Source organism: Mycetocola sp. CAN_C7 (genome assembly GCF_015752285.1).
Lineage (GTDB): Bacteria > Actinomycetota > Actinomycetes > Actinomycetales > Microbacteriaceae > Mycetocola_A.
On sequence record NZ_JADOUY010000003.1, the window covers coordinates 390,273 to 410,374 of the forward strand.

General features: G+C 65.8%; 21 protein-coding genes. 17 read left to right on the plus strand and 4 right to left on the minus strand.

The annotated features are described in order from the left end of the window. Positions 1-2 precede the first annotated feature (2 nt). From IWX78_RS08565 to IWX78_RS08595, 7 genes are all read left to right on the plus strand, one after another. The gene (locus IWX78_RS08565) at positions 3-1,019 is read left to right on the plus strand and encodes a TIGR03842 family LLM class F420-dependent oxidoreductase (protein WP_196833099.1); all 1,017 of its coding nucleotides are present in this window, start codon (positions 3-5) and stop codon (positions 1,017-1,019) included. After that, on the plus strand, positions 1,016-1,936 hold the full coding sequence (locus IWX78_RS08570; RefSeq protein WP_196833100.1) for an ABC transporter permease: 921 nt from the start codon (positions 1,016-1,018) through the stop codon (positions 1,934-1,936). The genes IWX78_RS08565 and IWX78_RS08570 overlap by 4 nt, the downstream gene beginning before the upstream one ends. Further along, positions 1,933-2,775 carry an ABC transporter ATP-binding protein gene (locus IWX78_RS08575; RefSeq protein ID WP_196833101.1) on the plus strand — a complete coding sequence of 281 codons (843 nt, stop codon included), beginning with the start codon at positions 1,933-1,935 and terminating at the stop codon, positions 2,773-2,775. The genes IWX78_RS08570 and IWX78_RS08575 overlap by 4 nt, the downstream gene beginning before the upstream one ends. Then, positions 2,775-3,572, plus strand: a complete 798-nt coding sequence (locus tag IWX78_RS08580; RefSeq protein ID WP_196833102.1) for an ABC transporter permease — start codon at positions 2,775-2,777, stop codon at positions 3,570-3,572. The genes IWX78_RS08575 and IWX78_RS08580 overlap by 1 nt, the downstream gene beginning before the upstream one ends. Positions 3,573-3,642: 70 nt before the next feature. Beyond that, a complete protein-coding gene (locus tag IWX78_RS08585) occupies positions 3,643-4,794 on the plus strand; it encodes an ABC transporter substrate-binding protein (RefSeq protein ID WP_196833103.1) in 1,152 nt (383 codons plus the stop codon). 70 nt (positions 4,795-4,864) lie between these two features. After that, positions 4,865-6,193, plus strand: a complete 1,329-nt coding sequence (locus IWX78_RS08590) for an aspartate aminotransferase family protein (protein ID WP_196833104.1) — start codon at positions 4,865-4,867, stop codon at positions 6,191-6,193. Next, positions 6,190-7,683 (plus strand): CoA-acylating methylmalonate-semialdehyde dehydrogenase, encoded by a 1,494-nt coding sequence (locus IWX78_RS08595; protein ID WP_196833105.1) that lies wholly within the window; start codon positions 6,190-6,192, stop codon positions 7,681-7,683. Before IWX78_RS08590 ends, IWX78_RS08595 begins: the two co-directional genes overlap by 4 nt. Before the next feature lie 34 nt (positions 7,684-7,717). Here the strand turns inward: IWX78_RS08595 and IWX78_RS08600 are convergent, their stop codons facing one another. After that, the gene (locus tag IWX78_RS08600; RefSeq protein ID WP_196833106.1) at positions 7,718-8,671 is read right to left on the minus strand and encodes a LysR family transcriptional regulator; all 954 of its coding nucleotides are present in this window, start codon (positions 8,669-8,671) and stop codon (positions 7,718-7,720) included. Positions 8,672-8,793: 122 nt separating this feature from the next. Here IWX78_RS08600 and IWX78_RS16365 point away from each other — a divergent pair, with 122 nt between their 5' ends. The 3 genes from IWX78_RS16365 (at position 8,794) to IWX78_RS08610 (ending at position 11,329) form a co-directional block, all read left to right on the plus strand. Continuing rightward, a complete protein-coding gene (locus IWX78_RS16365; RefSeq protein ID WP_334684642.1) occupies positions 8,794-8,916 on the plus strand; it encodes a hypothetical protein in 123 nt (40 codons plus the stop codon). 125 nt (positions 8,917-9,041) lie between these two features. Beyond that, complete coding sequence (gene pyrE, locus IWX78_RS08605) at positions 9,042-9,590, plus strand: orotate phosphoribosyltransferase (RefSeq protein ID WP_196833107.1); 549 nt, start codon at positions 9,042-9,044, stop codon at positions 9,588-9,590. Beyond that, positions 9,590-11,329 carry a septum formation family protein gene (locus IWX78_RS08610; RefSeq protein WP_196833108.1) on the plus strand — a complete coding sequence of 580 codons (1,740 nt, stop codon included), beginning with the start codon at positions 9,590-9,592 and terminating at the stop codon, positions 11,327-11,329. Before pyrE ends, IWX78_RS08610 begins: the two co-directional genes overlap by 1 nt. A 63-nt stretch (positions 11,330-11,392) precedes the next feature. Here the strand turns inward: IWX78_RS08610 and IWX78_RS08615 are convergent, their stop codons facing one another. Genes IWX78_RS08615 through IWX78_RS08625 form a run of 3 tightly spaced genes read right to left on the minus strand, consistent with a single transcriptional unit; the run spans position 11,393 to position 14,169 of the window. Beyond that, positions 11,393-12,193, minus strand: a complete 801-nt coding sequence (locus IWX78_RS08615) for an HAD-IIA family hydrolase (protein WP_196833109.1) — start codon at positions 12,191-12,193, stop codon at positions 11,393-11,395. 47 nt (positions 12,194-12,240) lie between these two features. Beyond that, the gene (locus IWX78_RS08620; protein WP_196833110.1) at positions 12,241-12,879 is read right to left on the minus strand and encodes a metal-dependent transcriptional regulator; all 639 of its coding nucleotides are present in this window, start codon (positions 12,877-12,879) and stop codon (positions 12,241-12,243) included. 24 nt (positions 12,880-12,903) lie between these two features. Then, complete coding sequence (locus tag IWX78_RS08625) at positions 12,904-14,169, minus strand: Nramp family divalent metal transporter (RefSeq protein WP_196833111.1); 1,266 nt, start codon at positions 14,167-14,169, stop codon at positions 12,904-12,906. A 95-nt stretch (positions 14,170-14,264) separates the two neighbouring features. Here IWX78_RS08625 and IWX78_RS08630 point away from each other — a divergent pair, with 95 nt between their 5' ends. From IWX78_RS08630 to IWX78_RS08660, 7 genes are all read left to right on the plus strand, one after another. Continuing rightward, complete coding sequence (locus IWX78_RS08630) at positions 14,265-14,915, plus strand: TrmH family RNA methyltransferase (protein ID WP_196833112.1); 651 nt, start codon at positions 14,265-14,267, stop codon at positions 14,913-14,915. A gap of 28 nt (positions 14,916-14,943) precedes the next feature. Continuing rightward, entirely contained in the window at positions 14,944-15,312 is a 369-nt protein-coding gene (locus tag IWX78_RS08635) for a DUF4440 domain-containing protein (RefSeq protein ID WP_196833113.1), read from the plus strand. Between the two features lie 99 nt (positions 15,313-15,411). Continuing rightward, on the plus strand, positions 15,412-16,236 hold the full coding sequence (locus tag IWX78_RS08640) for an ABC transporter ATP-binding protein (RefSeq protein ID WP_196833114.1): 825 nt from the start codon (positions 15,412-15,414) through the stop codon (positions 16,234-16,236). After that, positions 16,233-16,919, plus strand: a complete 687-nt coding sequence (locus tag IWX78_RS08645; protein ID WP_196833115.1) for an ABC transporter permease — start codon at positions 16,233-16,235, stop codon at positions 16,917-16,919. The genes IWX78_RS08640 and IWX78_RS08645 overlap by 4 nt, the downstream gene beginning before the upstream one ends. Beyond that, positions 16,916-17,695, plus strand: a complete 780-nt coding sequence (locus IWX78_RS08650) for an ABC transporter permease (protein ID WP_196833116.1) — start codon at positions 16,916-16,918, stop codon at positions 17,693-17,695. Before IWX78_RS08645 ends, IWX78_RS08650 begins: the two co-directional genes overlap by 4 nt. 9 nt (positions 17,696-17,704) lie before the next feature. After that, a complete protein-coding gene (locus IWX78_RS08655) occupies positions 17,705-18,640 on the plus strand; it encodes an ABC transporter substrate-binding protein (protein WP_196833117.1) in 936 nt (311 codons plus the stop codon). Positions 18,641-18,748: 108 nt separating this feature from the next. Then, the gene (locus IWX78_RS08660; protein WP_196833118.1) at positions 18,749-20,056 is read left to right on the plus strand and encodes a peptidoglycan DD-metalloendopeptidase family protein; all 1,308 of its coding nucleotides are present in this window, start codon (positions 18,749-18,751) and stop codon (positions 20,054-20,056) included. Positions 20,057-20,102: the final 46 nt, after the last annotated feature.

A 20,102-nucleotide genomic window follows, 5' to 3' on the forward strand; every position in this document is an offset into this window, starting at 1 on the left:
CCATGGATTTCGGAGCAGTACTTCAAACCAACCCGCCGGCCTCACGGACCGTTCACCTCGCGAAACTCGCTGAACAGCACGGCTTCAGTCACGTCTGGACCTTCGACTCCCACCTCCTCTGGCAGGAGCCGTACGTGATCTACAGCCAGATCCTCGCCGAAACGAAGCGGATCATCGTCGGGCCCATGGTCACCAACCCGGCGACGAGGGACTGGACAGTGACGGCATCCACGTACGCGACGCTCAACGAGATGTACGGCAACCGCACGATCTGTGGCATCGGCCGTGGCGACTCGGCGGTGCGGGCGACCAACGGTGCTCCGACGAACCTCAAGACGCTCCGCGAATCGATCCATGTCATCCGTGAACTCGCCAACTCACGACCGGTCGAGTACCAGGGTGCCACCGTTCAGTTCCCGTGGAGCGTCGGATCGACCCTCGACGTCTGGGTGGCGGCATACGGCCCGCTCGCCCTCAAACTGACGGGTGAGGTGGGAGACGGGTTCATCCTGCAGCTCGCCGACCTCGACATCGCCGCCTGGATGATCAAGACGGTTCGGGATGCCGCCGAGAACGCCGGACGCGACCCGATGTCGATCAAGTTCTGCGTCGCAGCACCGATGTACATCGGTGACGACTGGGAGCACATGCGCGACCAGTGCCGCTGGTTCGGTGGAATGGTCGGCAATCACGTCGCAGACATCGTCTCCAAGTATGGAACGTCCGGCGCGGTCCCGCAGGCCCTCACCGATTACATCAAGGATCGCGAATCGTACGACTACAACGAGCACGGGCGGGCCGGGAACACCCACACCGCCTTCGTGCCTGACGACATCGTCGACCGGTTCTGCCTGCTCGGCACCGCCGAACAGCACATCGAGAAGCTCGAGGCGCTCAAGGCGCTCGGCGTCGACCAGTTCGCCGGCTACCTGCAGCACGACAACAAGGAAGAGACCATGCGGGTCTATGGCGAGACCGTGATGCCGGCGCTCAGGGAAAAGATCGTGGCGACGGCATGACGGCCGAGAACCTGGCCCCGGCTATCAGGCGGCGCCCCGGGGCGCCCGCCAGAGAACTGGCGCGCTGGGGATACGGGCTGCTCGGCATCCTCATCCTCGCTGTGGTCTGGGAACTGTACAAGTTCCTCGGCCCGGCAGACGGCGTGGTGATCGGCGACGCTCGGGTGCTCCCGCGCACGAGCGACCTCGCCATGCCGCACACCTGGGACATGGTCGCGCGCCTGTTCGAGCCGGTCACCCGGTCTGATACGGCGAACCCGCTCTGGCTCGAGGTGGCGCTCGCCGCCGTCGTCACACTCGGGATCGCCGCGGTCGGCTGGCTGGTCGGCGTGGTCGTCGGGTTCGCCCTCGCGCTCGTCATGCAGCGCTGGCGCCTCGCCGAATGGGGGCTGCTGCCGTGGATCATCCTCAGCCAGACCGTTCCGCTCATCGCTTTCGCGCCCGTCGTGCGCAGCTGGGGCTCGCGGATCGAGATCGGGGCATTCGAATGGCAGGACTGGATGAGCGTCGCCGTCATCGCGTCGTACCTCGCGTTCTTCCCGATCGCCGTCGGGGCACTCAAGGGGCTTCAGTCTCCTGACATCATCCACACCGAACTCATGCACACCTACGGCGTCGGCTGGTTTACGACACTGCGCAAACTGCGCATCCCCGCATCCGTCCCCTATCTTCTTCCCGCGTTGCGTCTCGGTGCGGCGAACGCGGTCGTCGGCGCTGTCGTCGCCGAGGTCTCGACGGGCATGCAGGGCGGCATCGGCCGCATCCTCATCCAGTACGCCGGCCAGGCCAGCGGCGACCCGGCGAAAGCCTGGGGCCCGATCTTCGGATCGATCGTGCTCGGCCTCGCCGCCGCCGGTTCCGTCGCCATCCTCGGCGCCATCCTCAAGAACTACCGACGTGTGGAGATCACCGCGTGACTACCCAGACACAACCCCAGGCCGCCGACACGACTGATGCCGTCACCGTGCGCGGAGTCGACAAGACCTTCGAGACCCGCTCGGGCCAGGTCCATGCTCTCCAGTCGATCGACCTCACGGTCTCGGCAGGCGAGTTCGTCTCGCTGATCGGTCCATCCGGGTGCGGCAAGTCGACGCTCATGCGGCTCATCGCCGACCTCGACCAGCCGACGGCGGGGAGCGTCTCGGTCTTCGGCAAGACGGCGAAGCAGGCGCGGCTCGACCAGGATTACGGGATCGCGTTCCAGCAGGCCGGCCTGCTGCCGTGGCGCACCGTTTCGGCGAACGTCGGTCTGCCGCTCGAACTCCACGGCACGAGCTCGCGTGAGCGCACCTCCCGGATCACCGAACTCCTCGACATGGTCGGGCTGAGCGACTTCTCCGACCGGTACCCCGACCAGTTGTCCGGGGGCATGCAGCAGCGCGTCGCGATCGCCAGGTCGCTGGCCGAGAAGCCCGATCTCCTGCTGATGGATGAGCCGTTCGGCGCCCTCGACGAAATGACCAGGGAACGGATGCAGACCGAGCTCGTGCGGATCTGCGCCGAGACCGGTGCCGCCGTCGTCTTCGTCACCCACTCCATTCCCGAAGCGGTGTACCTGTCCGACCGCGTGGTGGTGATGTCGCCGCGACCCGGCCGCATCCAGGAGATCATCCCGATGGCGCTCGACCGGGCACCGGCCGCTGCCGACGGGTTGCGCGAGGAGCGGGCGTTCTTCGACATGGTGACCGCGGTGCGTGAAGCGCTGCACACCGGCTCACCGGTGCCTTCCGGTCCGCGAGGCGTGGAGAACCGCTGATGACCGCTGTGATCCCTGGGCGCTCAGCGACCGACCGGCGCGAGAGCGTTCTGCGCGTCGTCGCGCCGGTGGCCGTCGGAGTGATCGTGCTCGGCGTCTGGCAGTTCCTCGTCAGCGTGGTCGGGGTGAGCGACTATCTGCTGCCGAGTCCGGCGGCGATCGTCGAGCAGTTCGTCGAGTTCTTCGGTTCGATGGTCTCAGCCACCGGAATCACCGGACTCAACGCCCTGCTCGGGCTCGTCGTCGGGTCGCTGCTCGGCATCCTTCTCGCGGCTCTCGCTGCGGGCTGGCGGCCGATCGATCACATGAGCGCCCCCGTCGTCGCGTCGCTGGCTGTCATCCCCATCGTCGCCCTCGCGCCAGTGCTCAACTCCATGTTCGGCGCTGACAGCCAGTTCGGGCGGCAGGCCATCGCCGGCCTTGCCTCGTTCGTTCCCGTCTTCATCAACACGCTGCGCGGTTTTCGGCAGACACTGCCCGTTCACCGTGACCTCATGAAGGTGTACGCGGCGTCGTCGGGTCAGATCGTCCGCACGGTCACGCTGCCGACCGCCGTCCCGTTCGTCTTCACCGGCATCCGCATCGCTTCGTCCCTCGCCGTGATCTCGGCACTCGTCGCCGAGTACTTCGGCGGCCCGCGAGGAGGGCTCGGCGGACTCATCTCGACGTCGGCGGCGTCGAGCGCGTACCCGCGCGCCTGGGCATACGTTGTGGCGTCGATCGTTCTCGGACTCGTGTTCTTCCTCGCGATGCTCGCCCTCGAACGCCTCGCCACTCGCGGACGACGGCACTCCTGACTCCTTCCGCCCGCCGGGCGCAAGGCGCACCACAGCACAACACGCACCACGAGAGCAGAAAAGGACTGACATGAAACACAGCACACGTCGTCTCGCGACGATCAGCGCGCTCGCCGCTTCGGCAGCGCTCGTCCTCTCGGCCTGTTCCGCGCCGGCCGACAACGGTTCAGGCTCCGGCGGTGGGGACGACGAACTGACCGAGGTCAAACTGCAGTTGCAGTGGCTGCCGCAGGGACAGTTCGCCGGCTACTTCGCCGCTCAGGATCAGGGCTTCTTCGAAGAGGAGGGCCTGGACGTCGAAATCATCCCTTCCGGTGGTGACATCGTTCCGCAGGATGCTCTCGCGAACGGAGACGTCGACTACGCGATCGCCTGGGTGCCCAAGGTGCTCGGGTCGATCGAAGCAGGCGCCAACGTCACCAACATCGCTCAGATCTTCCAGAAATCCGGAACGCTGCAGGTGTCGTGGGCCGACTCGGGCATCGAGAGCGTCGCCGACTTCGAAGGCAAGAAGATCGGCTCGTGGGGCTTCGGGAACGAGTGGGAGATCTTCGCGGCCATGGCTGCTGAGGGACTCGACTCATCCACCGTCGAGATCATCACGCAGGACTTCAACATGAACGCCTTCCTGCAGGGAGACATCGATGCAGCGCAGGCGATGACGTACAACGAGTACGCCCAGCTGCTCGAGACCACCGATCCGGAGACCGGGGAGCTGTACACCGAAGACGACTTCAACGTGATCAGCTATCAGGACACCGTCGGCGCCATGCTCCAGGATGCCATCTGGGCCGACACCGAGAAGCTGGAGAGCGACGAGGACTACCAGGAGACAACCGTCTCGTTCCTCAAGGCCGTCATCAAGGGTTGGATCTACGCGGCTGAGAACCCGGAAGAGGCGGCGGACATCACGATTGCTGCCGACTCGGGCTGGGGCCCCAGCCACGAGCTGTGGATGGTCAACGAGACCAACAAGCTCATCTGGCCGGCGCCGAACGGCATCGGCTTCATCGATGAGGCGGCGTTCGACCAGACGGTCGACGGCGCGCTCTCGGCGGTGAACGAGACCGGGGCTGCACTCATCACCGAAGAACCACCCGCGGGCGTCTGGACGAACGACTACATCCAGCAGGCGCTCGACGAGTTGAGTGAAGACGGCGTCGATGTGACGGGCGAGAGCTTCGAACCGATCGAAGTCACTCTCAACGAGGGCGGCAACTAGCATCACCCGCCCGGGGCGGTCAGGCCGCCCCGGGCACCCAACCAGCACCATCGCACCGAAGGAGTATGCCGTGGCCCTTCAGCTCACGTCAGACAACAACCAGACAGCACTCGACCTCGACCGGTCACACGTCTTCCATTCGTGGTCGGCCCAGGGCGCGCTCAAACCGCTCGTGCTCGCCGGCGGGCTCGGCACGCGGGTCTGGGATTTCGAAGGTACCGAGTATCTCGACTTCTCGAGCCAGCTGGTGAACGTGAACATCGGGCACCAGCATCCTGCGGTCATCGCCGCGATCAAGGCGCAGGCAGACCAGCTCACCACCATCGCACCGTCCACCGCTAACCTCACCCGTGGCGAGGCGGCCAAACGCGTCACCGGCCTCGCGCCTGACGGCTTTCACAAAGTCTTCTTCACCAACGGCGGTGCGGATGCCAACGAGAACGCCATCCGGATGGCCCGACTCCACACCGGGCGGGAGAAAATCCTCTCGACCTACCGCTCGTATCACGGCAACACCGGGGCGGCGATCGTCGCGACGGGAGACTGGCGCCGCATGCCGAACGAGTTCGCTCGCGGCCACGTGCACTTCTTCGGTCCGTACCTCTACCGCACCGAGTTCTGGGCGACGACGCCCGAACAGGAAGCCGAGCGGGCCCTGCGCCACCTCGAGCGGGTGATCCAGGGTGAGGGTCCGGCATCGATCGCCGCGATCCTGCTCGAATCGGTCCCGGGAACTGCGGGGATCCTCGTTCCGCCGCCCGGCTACCTTGCCGGTGTCCGCGCGCTCTGCGACCGGTACGGCATCCTGCTCATTCTCGACGAGGTCATGGCCGGCTTCGGACGCACCGGACGGTGGTTCGCCTTCGAGGGGTACGACGTCGTGCCCGATCTCATCACCTTCGCGAAGGGCGTCAACTCGGGTTACGTCCCCGCCGGCGGAGTGATCATCCCCGACGCGATCGCGGCCGACTTCGACGAGACGGTGTTCCCCGGAGGACTGACGTACTCGGGGCATCCGCTCGCCATGGCGTCGATCGTCGGAGCTCTCGACGCGATGCAGGACGAGGGGATCATCGACAACGCGGCCCGCATCGGCCGCGAAGCCATCGGCCCGGCACTCGCCGCACTCGCGGACAAGCACGACGTCATCGGCGAGGTTCGCGGTGAAGGCGTGTTCTGGGCGATGGAACTCGTGGCGGACCGGGACACCCGTGAGCCGCTGCCTGCGGCAGCGATGGGTCGGCTCAAGTCCGGGCTCGTATCGCGCGGAGTGTTGCCGTTCGTCCAGGACAACCGGATCCACGTGGTGCCTCCGTGCACCGTCACCACCGACGAGGTCGCCGAAGCCGTCGTGGCATACGACGCGGTCCTCACTGAGCTCATGGAAGGAACAGCATGACCACATACATCAACCACTTCATCGGGGGAGCGAGCGCCGAAGGCGAGTCCACTCGCACTGCGCCGGTCTACAACCCGGCAACCGGAACCGTCGAGAAGGAGGTCCGACTCGGCAGTGTCGCCGATGTCGACACCGCCGTCCAGGCCGCGGCCGCGGCTTTCCCCGGCTGGCGCGACGCGTCACTGGCCAAGCGGCAGGCCGTCATCTTCGCCTTCCGCGAACTCCTCAACGCACGCAAGGGCGACCTCGCCGAAATCCTCACGGCCGAGCACGGAAAAGTCCTCTCGGATGCCGGCGGTGAGATCGCCCGCGGACTCGAGGTCGTCGACTTCGCCGCCGGGATGCCACACCTGCTCAAGGGCGAATACTCCGAAAACGTCTCAACCGGCGTGGATGTCTACTCGGTGAAGCAGCCGCTCGGCGTCGTCGGGATCATCAGCCCGTTCAACTTCCCGGCCATGGTGCCGCTCTGGTTCTTCCCGATCGCCCTCGCAGCCGGAAACACCGTCGTGCTGAAGCCGAGTGAGAAGGACCCGTCGGCCGCCGTGTGGATGGCCGAACTCCTGAAAGAAGCGGGACTGCCCGACGGGGTGTTCAACGTCGTGCACGGCGACAAGGAAGCGGTCGACGCGATCCTCGAGCATCCCGTCGTCGAGTCCGTCTCGTTCGTCGGCTCGACCCCGATCGCCCGCTACATCTACGAGACGGCGGCGAGGAACGGCAAGCGGGTGCAGGCGCTCGGTGGTGCGAAGAACCACATGCTCGTGCTTCCTGATGCCGATCTCGATCTCGCGGCTGACGCAGCAGTGAACGCCGGGTTCGGTTCTGCGGGGGAGCGGTGCATGGCGATCAGCGTGCTGCTCGTCGTCGACACGGTCGCGGACGACCTTGTCGCGCGGATCGCCGAACGGATGTCGACCCTGCGAACAGGGGACGGCAGGCGGGGCTGCGACATGGGCCCGCTCATCACCGAAGTCCACCGCGACAAGGTGGCCTCGTACGTCGATGTGGCACTCGCGGACGGGGCGACGGTCGTCGTCGACGGGCGCGATCCCGAGGTCGACGGCGATGCCGGCGGATTCTGGTTCGGTCCGACGCTCATCGACAATGTCGCCACCTCGTCCGCCGTGTACTCCGACGAGATCTTCGGCCCGATCCTCTCCGTGGTCCGGGTGTCGAGCTACGCGGACGGGCTGAGGATCATCAACGGCAGTCCGTACGGCAACGGAACGGCGATCTTCACGAACGACGGTGGAGCGGCCAGGCGGTTCCAGCGTGAGGTCACCGTCGGCATGGTCGGCATCAACGTGCCCATCCCCGTTCCTGTGGCGTACCACTCGTTCGGCGGCTGGAAAGCGTCCATGTTCGGTGATTCGAAGGCATACGGGCCGCAGGGCGTGTCGTTCTTCACCCGCGAGAAGGCGATCACCAGCCGTTGGCTCGATCCCAGCCACGGTGGAATCAACCTGGGCTTCCCCGAACACGACTGATCACTCTCACTCGCAAGCTCACGGCTCCCCGCCGCTATACCCAGCGGGGAGTCGTGAGCGGTGTCGGGTCTTCGACCGGCTGATGCGCTCGCTGCACCGCCACCGCCTCACGCTGAAGGGCGTCTGCGACCGTGCGGACGGCGAGCCGCTCCGCCTTGTCAGGGCGCAGCAACGCCACGATGTGGCGAGACATGTCGACGCCGGTCAGCGGTCGGGTAACGATTCCGCGCTCATGACCGGATGCCGTGAATCGCGGAATCATGCTGATCCCGATGCCGGCAGCAACCAAAGCCTCGGTGATTCTGTTGTCTGTCACCCGTTGCACGACGTCGAGCGCGGCACCGGTGACGGCTTCGATCTCGTGCAGGAGCCGGTCGAACGGGTACCCCTCCGGCACGCCGATCCAGGGTTCGTCGACGAGATGTTCCGGCGTGAGCACATTCAGCCCGGCCAACCGGTGACCGACCGGAAGCGCGATGTCGAGCGGTTCACTGAGAAGGTAGACGTTCCTGAGTCCCCGACCGCTCCATGACCGGCTCCCGGGTACCGAGTGGGCCAGGACGATATCGAAGTCGGCGGTCAATGCAGGAAAGTCCTCCGTCTCCGGGTCGCGGTCCATCAGCGTCACGGCGAGACCGGGAGTGGATGCGAGGGAGGCGAGGACATTGGGCATGAGCATTTGCCCTGCGGTCGGGAAGGTCGCGACGCTCACCGTCCCTGTCGGGTCATTGCGATAGCGGTCCCAGACCGCTCCTGCCCTGTTCAGCGCGACGGCGATGTCTGCTGCGCTCCTCGCCAGTGCGCGCCCCGCGTCGGTGAGGACGATGCCACGACCGCTGCGCTCGGTCAGCGGAAGGCCGGCTTCACGCTCGAGCACCTTCAACTGCTGGGAAACCGCAGACGGGGTGCGGTGGGTGGCGACCGCGACGGCGTGAATGCTGCCGCGATCGGCGAGCTCGCGGAGCAGATCGAGGCGGCGCACATCCATGTAGAAATACTACCGAATTGTCCAAGATATGTTCGCTTGTGCTGAACGATCGCATCCGGTTGTCTAGAGAGGTATCCAAACGGTCGCTCTGCCCGTTCACCCCGAGAAAGGACTGGAATCCTATGTTCGTATTCTTCGCTGGAATTGCAGCCCTCAGCGTTGCCGCCATCGTCGGCAGCCTCGTGGTGGCGAAGCGGGACGGCTACCGCCAGGTGCCGTCGCGCACCTACGCTCTGCTGCCGTAAAGACAGCACGACGCGGATTCCGCGCCCTTCCCTTGATCCCGCAGCGCCAGATGCGGTCGTATCTCGGGAGCGGCGCGGTTCTCGCGTTAACGCCCGTTCGGCGAGTCCTCGCTAAACTTGCCTGCGTGACCGACGCTCGCAAGCAACTCATCGAATACATCGCGGCAGATGCCGTGTTCCACGGGGACTTCACCCTGACCAGCGGAAAGAAGGCGACCTACTACGTCGACCTCCGCCGGGTCAGTCTCGATCACCGTGTCGCACCGCTGATCGGCCAGGTGATGCTCGACCTCATTGCCGGCGTGCCAGACGTCGTCGCTGTCGGCGGTATGACGATGGGGGCGGACCCCGTCGCAGCCGCCGTGCTCCACCAGGGTGCAGTGCGTGGACTCGCATACGACGCGTTCGTCGTGCGTAAGGAACCCAAGGATCACGGCAGGGGCAAGCAGGTCGAGGGCCCCGAGCTCGCGGGCAAGCGCGTGATCGTGCTCGAAGACACGTCGACCACCGGAGGTTCGCCGCTCGCCGCCATCGAGGCGCTGAAAAAGGTCGGGGCCGAGATCGCCGGAGTCGCCGTCGTCGTCGACCGCAACACCGGTGCCCGCGAGATCATCGAAGCGGCCGGGTACCCTTACTTCGCTGCAATCGGTCTCTCCGACCTGGGGCTCGAATAGTGTCAGACGATACCCGCCGTCCGGGGCAGGACGACGAGAACCCCACCGATCCGCCGACCGGCGAGGGAGAAGTCGTCGGGGCCGACTGGCTGCTCTCGGAGCTCGACCGGGAACAGACCGGGGAGATCGACATCCCGCGTCGCGCGGCCGCGGAATCGGGCGACGACCGGCCGGCCAAAGCCGGCGACAATCCCGTTCTGGCCTGGTGGCGCGAAAAACTCGTCGCTGCCGATGGCCTGGTGAATCCGGACCCGCGTCCAGACCAGACGGACGACGACGACGTGGTGTTACCCGAGCCCGGGTGGACCGCGCGATCCAGCTCTGACGGCACCGAGCCCGGCCTGTTCTCGACTCGGCGCAGGAACTTTGAACCTTCCTCCGTCGACGGTGACCGTCACAGTGACGACGACGGTCGTGATGACGTCGACGGCAGCGCCGACGACCAAGGTTGGAGCCTCGGCGCTGAGACCCCGGCAGATGAGCCTGAGACCGGACTGATTCCGGCCGCAGATCCGCCTCTCTTCAAACCACGATCGGCTCGCGAGCACATCGTGGAAACGCCGGAACCGGTTTCGGCTGCATCCGTGGTCCCTGAACCGGTCGCGTCCCAACCGGTCGCGTCTGAACCGGTCGCGCCTGAACCGGTCGTGCCTGAACCGGTCGTGCCTGAACCGGTCGCGTCTGAACCGGTCGCGTCTGGCGGAACGGACGATGACGAGAACGACAGCGACGAGAACGACGAGGAAACTGCGCCGTTCAGCTGGGCGCTGACCCCGAATGACGAACTCGATCCGGTCGTTCACCGGGCAACGGGCGGCGAGCAGCCGCCGGTGGAATCCCCGGCGCGAAAGCAGCCGGCACCGGTGCCGCTTGAGACCGGGCAGCCGGACACCGAGGGTGCCGCCGAACCGACCGCGGTGCTCCCGACCGTTGCAGCCGCATCCGCGTCGCAGGACGGATCTGTGGCCGATGCTGACTCCGGCGAGTCCGCCCCGTCGCGCCGCCGTGCACGCCGGCAGGCCGAACGTCCGGAAGCGCAACCCATCGTCATCGACGCGGTACCGGACAGCCGGGTCACCCCGGTGAAGCAGGCGAAAGCGCCGAGAGCGGCGCAACCGCCGAAGCCGTCGACATCGCCTGCTCAGGAGGGGAACGGTCCCGGCAGGAGGAAGCCTCCCCGCGCCCTCGTTCTCGGGGCACTCGCACTCGTCGCGGTCCTCATTCTCGGCGGACTCTTCTTCCTTGGTTCCCGGCTCCCCGCCCTGCTCGCCGCACCGACCCCGACCGCGTCTGAGACGCCGCCGCCGACGGCATCGGCCACCCCGACTCCGACGGTTGCGCCCCCGACAGGACCGGCTGCGCTCGGCGAACAGAAATGGACCGCCCTCGCCGGCGGCGAGTGCCTCGATCCGTATTCGACCCCGTGGGCCGAGACCTTCACGGTCGTGGATTGCGCAGCGGCGCACCCCGCCCAGATGGTGTTCTCGGCACCGGTCAACACTGATCCGGAGGCGACCTACCCGGGTGAGGACGCGATTCTCGCGCAGATCAACCTGTGGTGCAGCGCACCCGGAGTGCTCGATGCAGACGCTGCGGGCCAGTACTCAGACCTGCAGGTCCAGGGCACGTACCCGGTTTCCGAGGAGCAGTGGGCAGCTGGCGAACGCACCTATTACTGTTTCGTCAGCAGGTCGAGTGGTGAACCTCTGACCGGTTCGCTCGCTGTGGCGCAGGGCTAGCGGACATCCGGATCCGACCCGAACGGACTGAACAGACCCGCGAGGGCGGACACCGCAGAAGACTCAGACGACCTCGGACTCGATCGGGTGGTGCTCGAGAAGGTCGACGACACCGCCGAGGATCTCCGACGGCCGGAACGGGTACTTGTTGATCTCGGCTTCGTCGCTGATGCCGGTCAGCACGAGGATGGTGTGCAGCCCCGCCTCGATTCCTGCGACGACATCGGTGTCCATCCGGTCACCGATCATGCCGGTGTTCTCGGAGTGCGCGCCGATCTTGTTGAGTGCCGAACGGAACATCATCGGGTTGGGCTTGCCGACGATGTACGGTTCCTTACCGGTTGCCTTCGTGATCAGCGCGGCGATCGCGCCTGTTGCCGGCATGGGCCCGTCGGAACTCGGGCCGGTGGCATCCGGGTTCGTGGCAATGAATCGTGCGCCCTTGTTGATGAGCCGGATCGCCTTCGTGATCGCCTCGAACGAGTAGTTGCGTGTTTCGCCGACGACGACGTAGTCCGGTGCCGTCTCGGTCATGATGAAACCGGCCTCGTGCAGTGCGGTGGTGATGCCGGCCTCGCCGATGACGAAGGCCGAACCGCCGGGCATCTGGTCCTTGAGGAACGCGGCTGTTGCGAGCGCGGAGGTCCAGATGAACTCCTCGGGTACGTCCAGCCCCGAAGACCGCAGTCGTGCACTGAGATCACGGGGAGTGAAGATCGAGTTGTTCGTGAGCACGAGGTAGGGCTTGCCCTGGTCGCGCCACTGCTGAAGCAGGTCTGCTGCACCGGGGAGCGGCCGGTTCTCGTGGACGAGAACCCCGTCCATGTCGGTCAGCCAGCATTCAACTTCATCGCGTCTTGTCATGAAGCAACTCCTTCGCTCACGGCCAGTTTAGGGGGACGGCCCGTCTCTCAGGCGCTGAGCCAGATTGCGGTTCGAGCCGGGGCGGCAAGCGAAATCCGTTTCGAGCCGACGGTGAGACCGTCCCCGTTCAACGCGACGGTCGTGCCGACATCGATCCCGGATGCTTCGAGCTCGCGCAGCAGGGACGGGTCACGATCGCTGATGCGGACGATCGAGCCGACATGCCCGGCGTCTGCGTCCGCGAGGAGGACGGCCTTCTCGCGACGCACCGATCCGTCTGCGGCAGGAATCGGATCGCCGTGCGGGTCGCGGTCAGGAAAGCCGAGACGCTCGTCGATACTCGCCAGCAGTCGGTCGCTGATCGCGTGTTCGAGGACTTCGGCTTCGTCGTGAACGGCGTCCCAGCTGTAACCCATCTCGCGCACGAGCCAGGTCTCGACCAGTCGGTGGCGCCGCACCACGGCGACGGCAGCAGAGACACCGGCCTCGGTGAGGGTGATGGCCCCGTAGCGCACGTGGGTGACGAGGCCAGCTGCGGCGAGTTTCTTCACCATCTCGGTGACGGTCGACGGCGCGAGACCCAGCCGGCTTGCGAGCGCTGAGGGCGTGATCGCATCCGACTGCCATTCGGTGTGGGCATAGATGCACTTGAGGTAGTCCTCGACCACCGGCTTCGACTGCTTCATGGGTTGTCCAGACTATCGGGAGGGTCAGGCTGCACCGGTGAACACGAGAACGAGGAGCACGCCGTTCAACGTGACGAGAAGGATCGACGCGATGACGCCCGCCGCGGTGGTCTGCCACCGGTTGGCGAAGCTCCCGAGGACACTCGAGCGCGCGGTGAGCACGACGAGCGGGATGAGCGCGAACGGGATGCCGAACGACAGAACAACCTGGCTGAGAACGAGTGACGTCGTGGGGTCGAAACCGAGCCCGAGAATGGCGAGCGCCGGGATAAGCGAGATGACCCGGCGAGTGAGGAGCGGGATGCGGATATGGAGCAGACCCTGCATGATCTCCGCGCCCGCGTAGGCGCCGACCGAGGTCGACGCGAGACCGGATGCCAGGAGGCCGACGGCGAAGAGGGTGGCGACCACGACGCCGAGTGATGTCTCCAGCGCCTGATGGGCTCCCTCGAGACTGTCGGTGCCCGGCACCCCGGCGAGGTTGGCTGCCGCGAGGAGGAGGATGGCGAGGTTCACGCTTCCGGCGATCACCATGGCGATGGAGACGTCCCAGCGGGTCACGGTGAGGAGCCGCTGCGTCGTGAGGCCGGCCGCCCTGACCGCGAACCGATCCCGACTGAGTGCTGAGTGGGCGTAGATGGCGTGCGGCATGATCGTCGCCCCGAGGATCGACGCGGCGAGCAGGACAGAGTTCGCGTCTTCGAACCGCGGGATGAGACCGGAGGCGACACCGCTGGCATCCGGGGGTGCGAGAAAGACCCCGACACTGAACCCGACAGCGATGATGACGAGCAGGCTCATGATGACGAACTCGAATGCCCGTGGACCGCGTCTGGACTGGACGGCGAGCATCACCATCGACACCGAGCCGGTGATGAGGCCCCCGACGAGAAGCGGCAGGTCGAAAAGCAGGTTGAGCGCTACGGCACCGCCGATCACCTCGGCCAGGTCTGTGGCCATCGCGACGAGTTCCGCCTGGACCCAGTACGCGAGGCGCACGCGGCGTGAGCGCAGCCGTTCGCCGAGGATTTGCGGAAGACTCTTGCCTGTGACGATTCCGAGTTTCGCCGACAGATACTGGATGAGCCACGCCATGGTGTTTCCGGCGACGACCACCCAGACGAGCAGGTAGCCGTACTGGGCGCCTGCGGTCATGTTGCTGGCGACGTTGCCCGGGTCGAGGTAAGCGACTCCCGCTACAAGGGCCGGACCGAGCAGCCACAGCAGCCGCGGAGGGCGGGGGAGAGGGTGCGTTTGCGGATCGGCGAGAGCCGCCGGAGATTTCGGCATACCGAAACCTTAGCCAGATTTCGGTTCGCCGAAAAGAACCGGAGGTAGAAAGGCCGGGTGGGTTGCCTGATCAGCAGCGCGGTTAGGGTGGGAACGTGCCAGACCTTCCATCGAATCCCAGCCACGAGCGTTCGACCCACGGCGTCGGTCCCTGGCAGGGCGACTGGCCGGAAGACGAGTACTTCGACCCGGATCTGCTGATCCACGGAGACACCCGCAACGTCATCGACCGCTACCGGTACTGGAAGCTCGACGCGATCGTCGCCGACCTCGACGAACATCGGCATCCGTTCCACGTCGCGATCGAGAACTGGCAGCACGACATGAACATCGGGTCGATCGTGCGCACGGCCAATGCCTTCGGTGCCGACACGGTGCACATCGTTGGCCGCCGCCGGTGGAACAAGCGCGGAGCGATGGTCACCGATCGCTACCAGCACGTCGTCCACCACGAGGATGTGGCGGCTCTCGTCGAGTGGGCGCACGGGGAGACCCTTCCTGTCCTCGGCATCGACAACGTGCCGGGATCTGTGCTGATCGAGACATTCTCCCTGCCCGAACGCTGCCTCATGCTGTTCGGTCAGGAAGGCCCTGGCCTTTCGGCCGAGGCGCTCGCCGCGTCTGATGCCGTCCTCGAGATCAGCCAGTTCGGATCGACGCGGTCGATCAACGCATCTGCGGCGGCGGCCGTCACCATGCACGCGTGGGTTCTGCAGCACGTCAGCTTTCCTCCGGCAGGCGGCTGAGCGACAGCAGAGGGGGTAGCGTGATGCCATGACTGAGATCACCGACGATCTGCCCGCCATCCTTCTCCGGGAGGAACACGCCGGTTGGAAGGCCATCCTCGCCGGTCACGGCGGCGACCATTTCACGCGAGCCATGACCCGCGACGCCCTCATGATCGTCGATGGTGCCGTCCTCGGGCGGAACGAGGTCTCCGCCTCGTTCGCCGGTGTCACGCCGTGGGACTCATACGAGATTCACGAGCCGGCTATCGTCCGGCTCGGCGACCGGGCCGGCGTCGTCGCCTACCGGGCGGTCACCACGCGGGGTGATGACACCGTCGAGATGCGGATGACGACGACTTACCTTTACGGGGGAGGAAGCTGGCACGTCGCCCTACACCAGCAGACGCCGGCGTGACAATGCGAACACCCGATCTGGCGCAGTGCCGGTGGGGTTGTCTACGCTGAAGCCAGGTGTGGCCTCCCGACCGGCCTCGACCCCAGGGGGACGTTCGACATGATCAGGTTCGATTCGGTATCCAAACGATTCCCAGACGGCACGCTCGCCGTTGATGACTTCAGCCTGACGATTCCGTCGCGCACCACCACCGTTCTCGTCGGCTCGAGCGGTTCAGGCAAGACGACCCTGCTCCGGATGATCAATCGAATGGTCGACCCATCGAGCGGCAGCATCCACATCGACGACGATGACATCGCGACCCTTGAGCCCGTGAAACTCCGCCGGAGCATCGGTTACGTCATGCAGAACTCGGGCTTGCTGCCGCACCGGACTGTTGCGGACAACATCGCCACCGTCCCGCTCCTCTCCGGTACCAAGCGTGCTGCGGCCCGCGAGGGCGCTCTCACTCTGATGGACACCGTCGGTTTGGATCGGTCGCTCGCCGAGCGGTATCCCTCTCAGTTGTCCGGCGGCCAGCAGCAGCGCGTCGGTGTCGCACGCGGACTCGCCATCGACCCCAACATCCTGCTCATGGACGAGCCCTTCGGCGCAGTCGATCCACTCGTACGCAGCGAACTCCAGCAGGAACTCCTGCGGATCCAGAAAGACCTGGCCAAGACGATCGTCTTCGTCACCCACGACATCGACGAAGCCTTTCTCCTCGGCGACCAGGTGGTCATCCTGAAAAAGGGTGGCCAGGTCGCACAGGTCGGATCGCCTGCCGAGATCCTCGCCAACCCCGCAGACGACTTCGTCAACACATTCATCGGTGCGGACCGGGGACGCCGCGCCCTGCGGATCGAAGAGGTCTCCGGCCGCCAGGTCGTCGTCGACGGAACCGGCCGTCTCGCCGGCGTCCTGTCCGAAGGCACCCTTACATGACCTGGGTTCTGGCGAACCTCGAGCAGATCTGGGGACTCACCGTCGACCACATCCTGCTGAGCATCCTTCCGATCATCGGCGGCTTCGTTCTGGCTGTGCCGATCGGCTGGCTGGCGCACAGGTACAGCCTCTCTCGCGGCATCCTGCTCACGGTCTGCGGCCTGCTCTACACGATCCCGTCGCTCGCCCTGATCGTTGCCATGCCCACCGTGCTCGGCACACAGATCCTCAACCCGGCCAACCTCATCGTCACCCTGACCATCTACGCCATCGCACTGATGGTGCGCACGGCGACGGATGCCTTCGACGCGGTGTCGAAAGATGTCGCGCAGTCCGCAACCGCGGTCGGGTTCGGCGGCTGGCGTCGGTTCTGGCAGGTCGAACTGCCCCTCGCCGGCCCCGTGCTGCTCGCCGGGCTGAGGGTGGTATCGACGAGCACGGTGAGCCTTGTCACCCTGGGCGCCCTGGTAGGTATGTCCGGGCTTGGTTACCTGTTCACCGACGGCTATCAGCGCAATTTTCCGACCGAGATCCTCACCGGAATCGTCGGCACCGTGCTCATCGCCGTCGTCTTCGACGCACTTCTCGTGCTCATCGGCCGGATGCTGCTGCCCTGGGCGCGCGTCGACGCCGCAGCGAGACGTGACGCCAGGTCGGCGCGAACCAAGGCGGTGGCCGCATGAACGCGTTCCTCGAGGCTTTCGCCTGGATCGCCGACCCCGCCCACTGGAGCGGACCAGACGGCATCCCGACCCGCGTGGCCGAGCACCTGGGCTACACCGGTCTCACCGTTCTCATCGCCGTTCTCATCGCGGTGACTCTCGGCCTGTACATCGGTCACACCGGGCGCTGGCGCGGCATCTCGATCGGCGCGACGGGAGCCCTGCGGGCTCTTCCGACGCTCGGCCTTCTGACCTATCTCGCCATCGCGTTCGGTTTCGGCATCCGGCTCGCACTCATTCCGACCGTGATCGTTCTCGTCGTGCTGGCCATCCCGCCGCTGCTGGCCGGGGCTTACTCCGGCATCGAGTCGGTCGATCCGCGAACCGTTGACGCTGCACGGTCGATGGGGATGACCGAGTGGCAGATTCTCTGGAAGGTGGAGGTGCCACTTGCGCTTCCTCTCATCATCGGGGGAATACGTTCGGCGGTCCTGCAGGTTGTCGCAACAGCGACCGTTGCCGCGTACATCTCGCTGGGAGGGCTTGGCAGGTACATCATCGATGCACTCCCGGTGAGGGACTACACGAAGGTGCTCGTCGGAGCACTCCTCGTGACCCTCCTCGCGCTCGTTCTCGAAGGCATCCTCATTCTCATCCAACGACTCACCGTCCCAGCAGGCGTCCGGGCAATCCGTACGGCTGCTCCACTCCGAACCTCTCGGAAATCCACCCGCGTCCCTGTCGCACCAACGGGCACCAGCGGGCAGATGGCGAAGCAGCACACCCCCACACAGTAAGGAAGATCGATGTTCACTTCACGACGCGGCCGTTTCGCCGCAGGAATCATTGCAGCGGGAGCAGTCCTCTCGCTCGCCGCCTGCGGATCAGGCGACCCACTCGAGCCGGCAGACGAGGCGTCTGGCAGCAGCGAGACCATCACCGTCGGATCGGCCGGCTTCGCCGAGTCCGAGATCATCGCTGAAATCTACGCACAGGCACTCGAAGCCAACGGTGTGACGGTCGAGTTCGCCGGGCAGATCGGCCAGCGCGACGTCTACATCCAGGCCCTGGAAGATGGCTCGATCGACCTGATCCCCGACTACAGCGGCAACCTGCTGCAGTTCTTCGACGAGGAATCGGAAGCCAAGTCCAGTGACGAGGTCTTCGCTGCCCTTCCCGACGCGCTGCCGGAGGGCTTCGAGGTCCTCGACCAGTCGCCGGCTGAAGACAAAGACAGCTACAACGTCACACAGGAGTTCAGCGAAGAGAACGGCGTGACCAGTCTCGCCGACCTGGCCGACCTCGACGTGCCGCTCATCGTCGGCGGTAACCCGGAGCTCAACGAGCGCCCGTACGGCCCGCAGGGCCTGACCGATGTCTACGGCGTCGACGCAGCAAACATCAGCTTCGTGCCGATCAGTGACTCGGGCGGACCGCTCACCACCGGTGCGCTGCTCGACGGCACCGTGAACATCGCCGACATCTTCTCGACCACCCCGTCGATCAAGGACAACGGCTTCGTCACGCTCGAGGATCCCGAGAACATGATCCTCCCGCAGAACGTTCTGCCCCTGATCAACTCCGACAAGGCATCTGACACGGTCAGAGACGTCCTCAACACCGTTTCGGCCGAGCTGACGACCGAGGATCTCATCGAACTCAACTCTCGCAACCAGGGCGACGAGAAGGCCTCACCCGAGGCTCTGGCCACGGATTGGCTCGCTGACAAGGACCTTTTCTAGTCCCTCAGACCCAAAGCGGGTGCCGGGTGGCACCCGCTTTGGGTCTATGCGACTCGCCCTCACCCTCCAGACAGAACACTCTTTTTCTGCAACGATGAAAGTATGCGTTTGCGTTTTCGTTCCCTGATTGCGGCCGTCACCCTGGCCGTTGTGCTGGCAGCGGGCGCCATCGCCGCGCCGGCCACAGCCGCAACGAGCTACCCGAGTTGGGACGACGTTCAGAACGCGCGCGCCAGCGAGTCGGCCAAGAAAGCGCAGATCGATCAGGTCAAGCAACTGATCCAGCAACTCGCAGACGCCTCCGCCGCTGCAGAGGAAGCCGCGGCCGTCGCCGCGTCCGAATATCAGGATGCTCTCATCGTCGCGCAGGAAGCCGAACAGAAGTCGGCAGATTTGAAGACCCGGCTCGACGAAGCCCAGTCGACAGCCGACGCCTCCGCCAAGCAGGCCGGATCGATGTTCGCCCGCATGGGGCGAACGAGCAGCTTCGACGTCACCGCCAGCCTTCTCGTCGACTCGCAGAACGCCGATGACACCCTCTACAAGCTCGGCGCTATCGACAAACTCACCGGTCTGTCGTCTCAGCTCCTCGCCGATGCGGAGCAGGATGCAAACCAGGTCACCTCGCTGAGCGAGCAGGCCGTCGTCGCCGCCACAGTGCTCGAAGAAGCCCGTGCTGCGTCTGAGGACAAGCTCGCAGCTGCGGAGACCGCTGCCGCCGCCGCCGCTGCCGCAGTCGCCGAACAGCAGGAACACGAAGAGACCCTCCTCGGTCAACTGTCGTACCTCGAAGGCAAGACCAACACTGTCGAGGCCGGTTACGCGGCCGGTGTCGCCGCGGCCAAGAAGGCCGAAGAAGAACGCATCGCCCGTGAGCGCGCTGCTGCGGCTGCTGCTGCCGCAGCGGCAGCAGCCTCAGGCGGAGGCGGAGGCGGCGGCGGAGGCGGTGGCGGTGGCGGTGGATCGAACGCCGGCGCGACAGGCACCTACTTCCACCCGTCATCGCAGGGCTGGTGGCGTCCGCTACCCGGTTACATCAGTTCCTGGTACGGCCCTCGACCGATCATCTGCGCCGGCTCCGGTTGCTCCAACTCGTTCCACAGCGGCATCGACTTCGCCAACCCGTGTGGCAAGGGCATCCGTGCCGTCGCCGGCGGCACCGTCGAGTTCGCCAGTTACTCCGGCGGCTTCGGCAACCGCGTGATCATCAACCACGGCGGCGGAATCAAGTCGATCTACGGTCACCTCAGCGCATTCAAGGTGCGCGCGGGCAGCTGGGTCAGCGCCGGTTCACTCATCGCCAACGTGGGTAAAACCGGTGTAGCCACCGGCTGCCACCTCGACCTGAAAATATACGTCAACGGCAACCACACCAACCCGGCGCCGTTCCTCCGCGCCCGCGGCGTCTCGATCTAGCCCGCCTCCGCGCGCCACCTGCCGCGCGGCTGCCCCGCCGCGCGCG

Excerpts from the sequence above, each read along its gene's own strand:
- IWX78_RS08640 (WP_196833114.1), top strand. The coding sequence starts at position 15,412 with ATGATCAGGTTCGATTCGGTATCCAAACGATTCCCAGACGGCACGCTC.
- IWX78_RS08585 (WP_196833103.1), top strand. The coding sequence starts at position 3,643 with ATGAAACACAGCACACGTCGTCTCGCGACGATCAGCGCGCTCGCCGCT.
- IWX78_RS08570 (WP_196833100.1), top strand. The coding sequence starts at position 1,016 with ATGACGGCCGAGAACCTGGCCCCGGCTATCAGGCGGCGCCCCGGGGCG.
- IWX78_RS08645 (WP_196833115.1), top strand. The coding sequence starts at position 16,233 with ATGACCTGGGTTCTGGCGAACCTCGAGCAGATCTGGGGACTCACCGTC.
- IWX78_RS08650 (WP_196833116.1), top strand. The coding sequence starts at position 16,916 with ATGAACGCGTTCCTCGAGGCTTTCGCCTGGATCGCCGACCCCGCCCAC.
- IWX78_RS08600 (WP_196833106.1), bottom strand. The coding sequence starts at position 8,671 with ATGGATGTGCGCCGCCTCGATCTGCTCCGCGAGCTCGCCGATCGCGGC.
- IWX78_RS08655 (WP_196833117.1), top strand. The coding sequence starts at position 17,705 with ATGTTCACTTCACGACGCGGCCGTTTCGCCGCAGGAATCATTGCAGCG.
- IWX78_RS08595 (WP_196833105.1), top strand. The coding sequence starts at position 6,190 with ATGACCACATACATCAACCACTTCATCGGGGGAGCGAGCGCCGAAGGC.
- IWX78_RS08620 (WP_196833110.1), bottom strand. The coding sequence starts at position 12,879 with ATGAAGCAGTCGAAGCCGGTGGTCGAGGACTACCTCAAGTGCATCTAT.
- IWX78_RS08580 (WP_196833102.1), top strand. The coding sequence starts at position 2,775 with ATGACCGCTGTGATCCCTGGGCGCTCAGCGACCGACCGGCGCGAGAGC.
- IWX78_RS08565 (WP_196833099.1), top strand. The coding sequence starts at position 3 with ATGGATTTCGGAGCAGTACTTCAAACCAACCCGCCGGCCTCACGGACC.
- IWX78_RS08625 (WP_196833111.1), bottom strand. The coding sequence starts at position 14,169 with ATGCCGAAATCTCCGGCGGCTCTCGCCGATCCGCAAACGCACCCTCTC.
- IWX78_RS08615 (WP_196833109.1), bottom strand. The coding sequence starts at position 12,193 with ATGACAAGACGCGATGAAGTTGAATGCTGGCTGACCGACATGGACGGG.
- IWX78_RS16365 (WP_334684642.1), top strand. The coding sequence starts at position 8,794 with ATGTTCGTATTCTTCGCTGGAATTGCAGCCCTCAGCGTTGCCGCCATC.
- IWX78_RS08635 (WP_196833113.1), top strand. The coding sequence starts at position 14,944 with ATGACTGAGATCACCGACGATCTGCCCGCCATCCTTCTCCGGGAGGAA.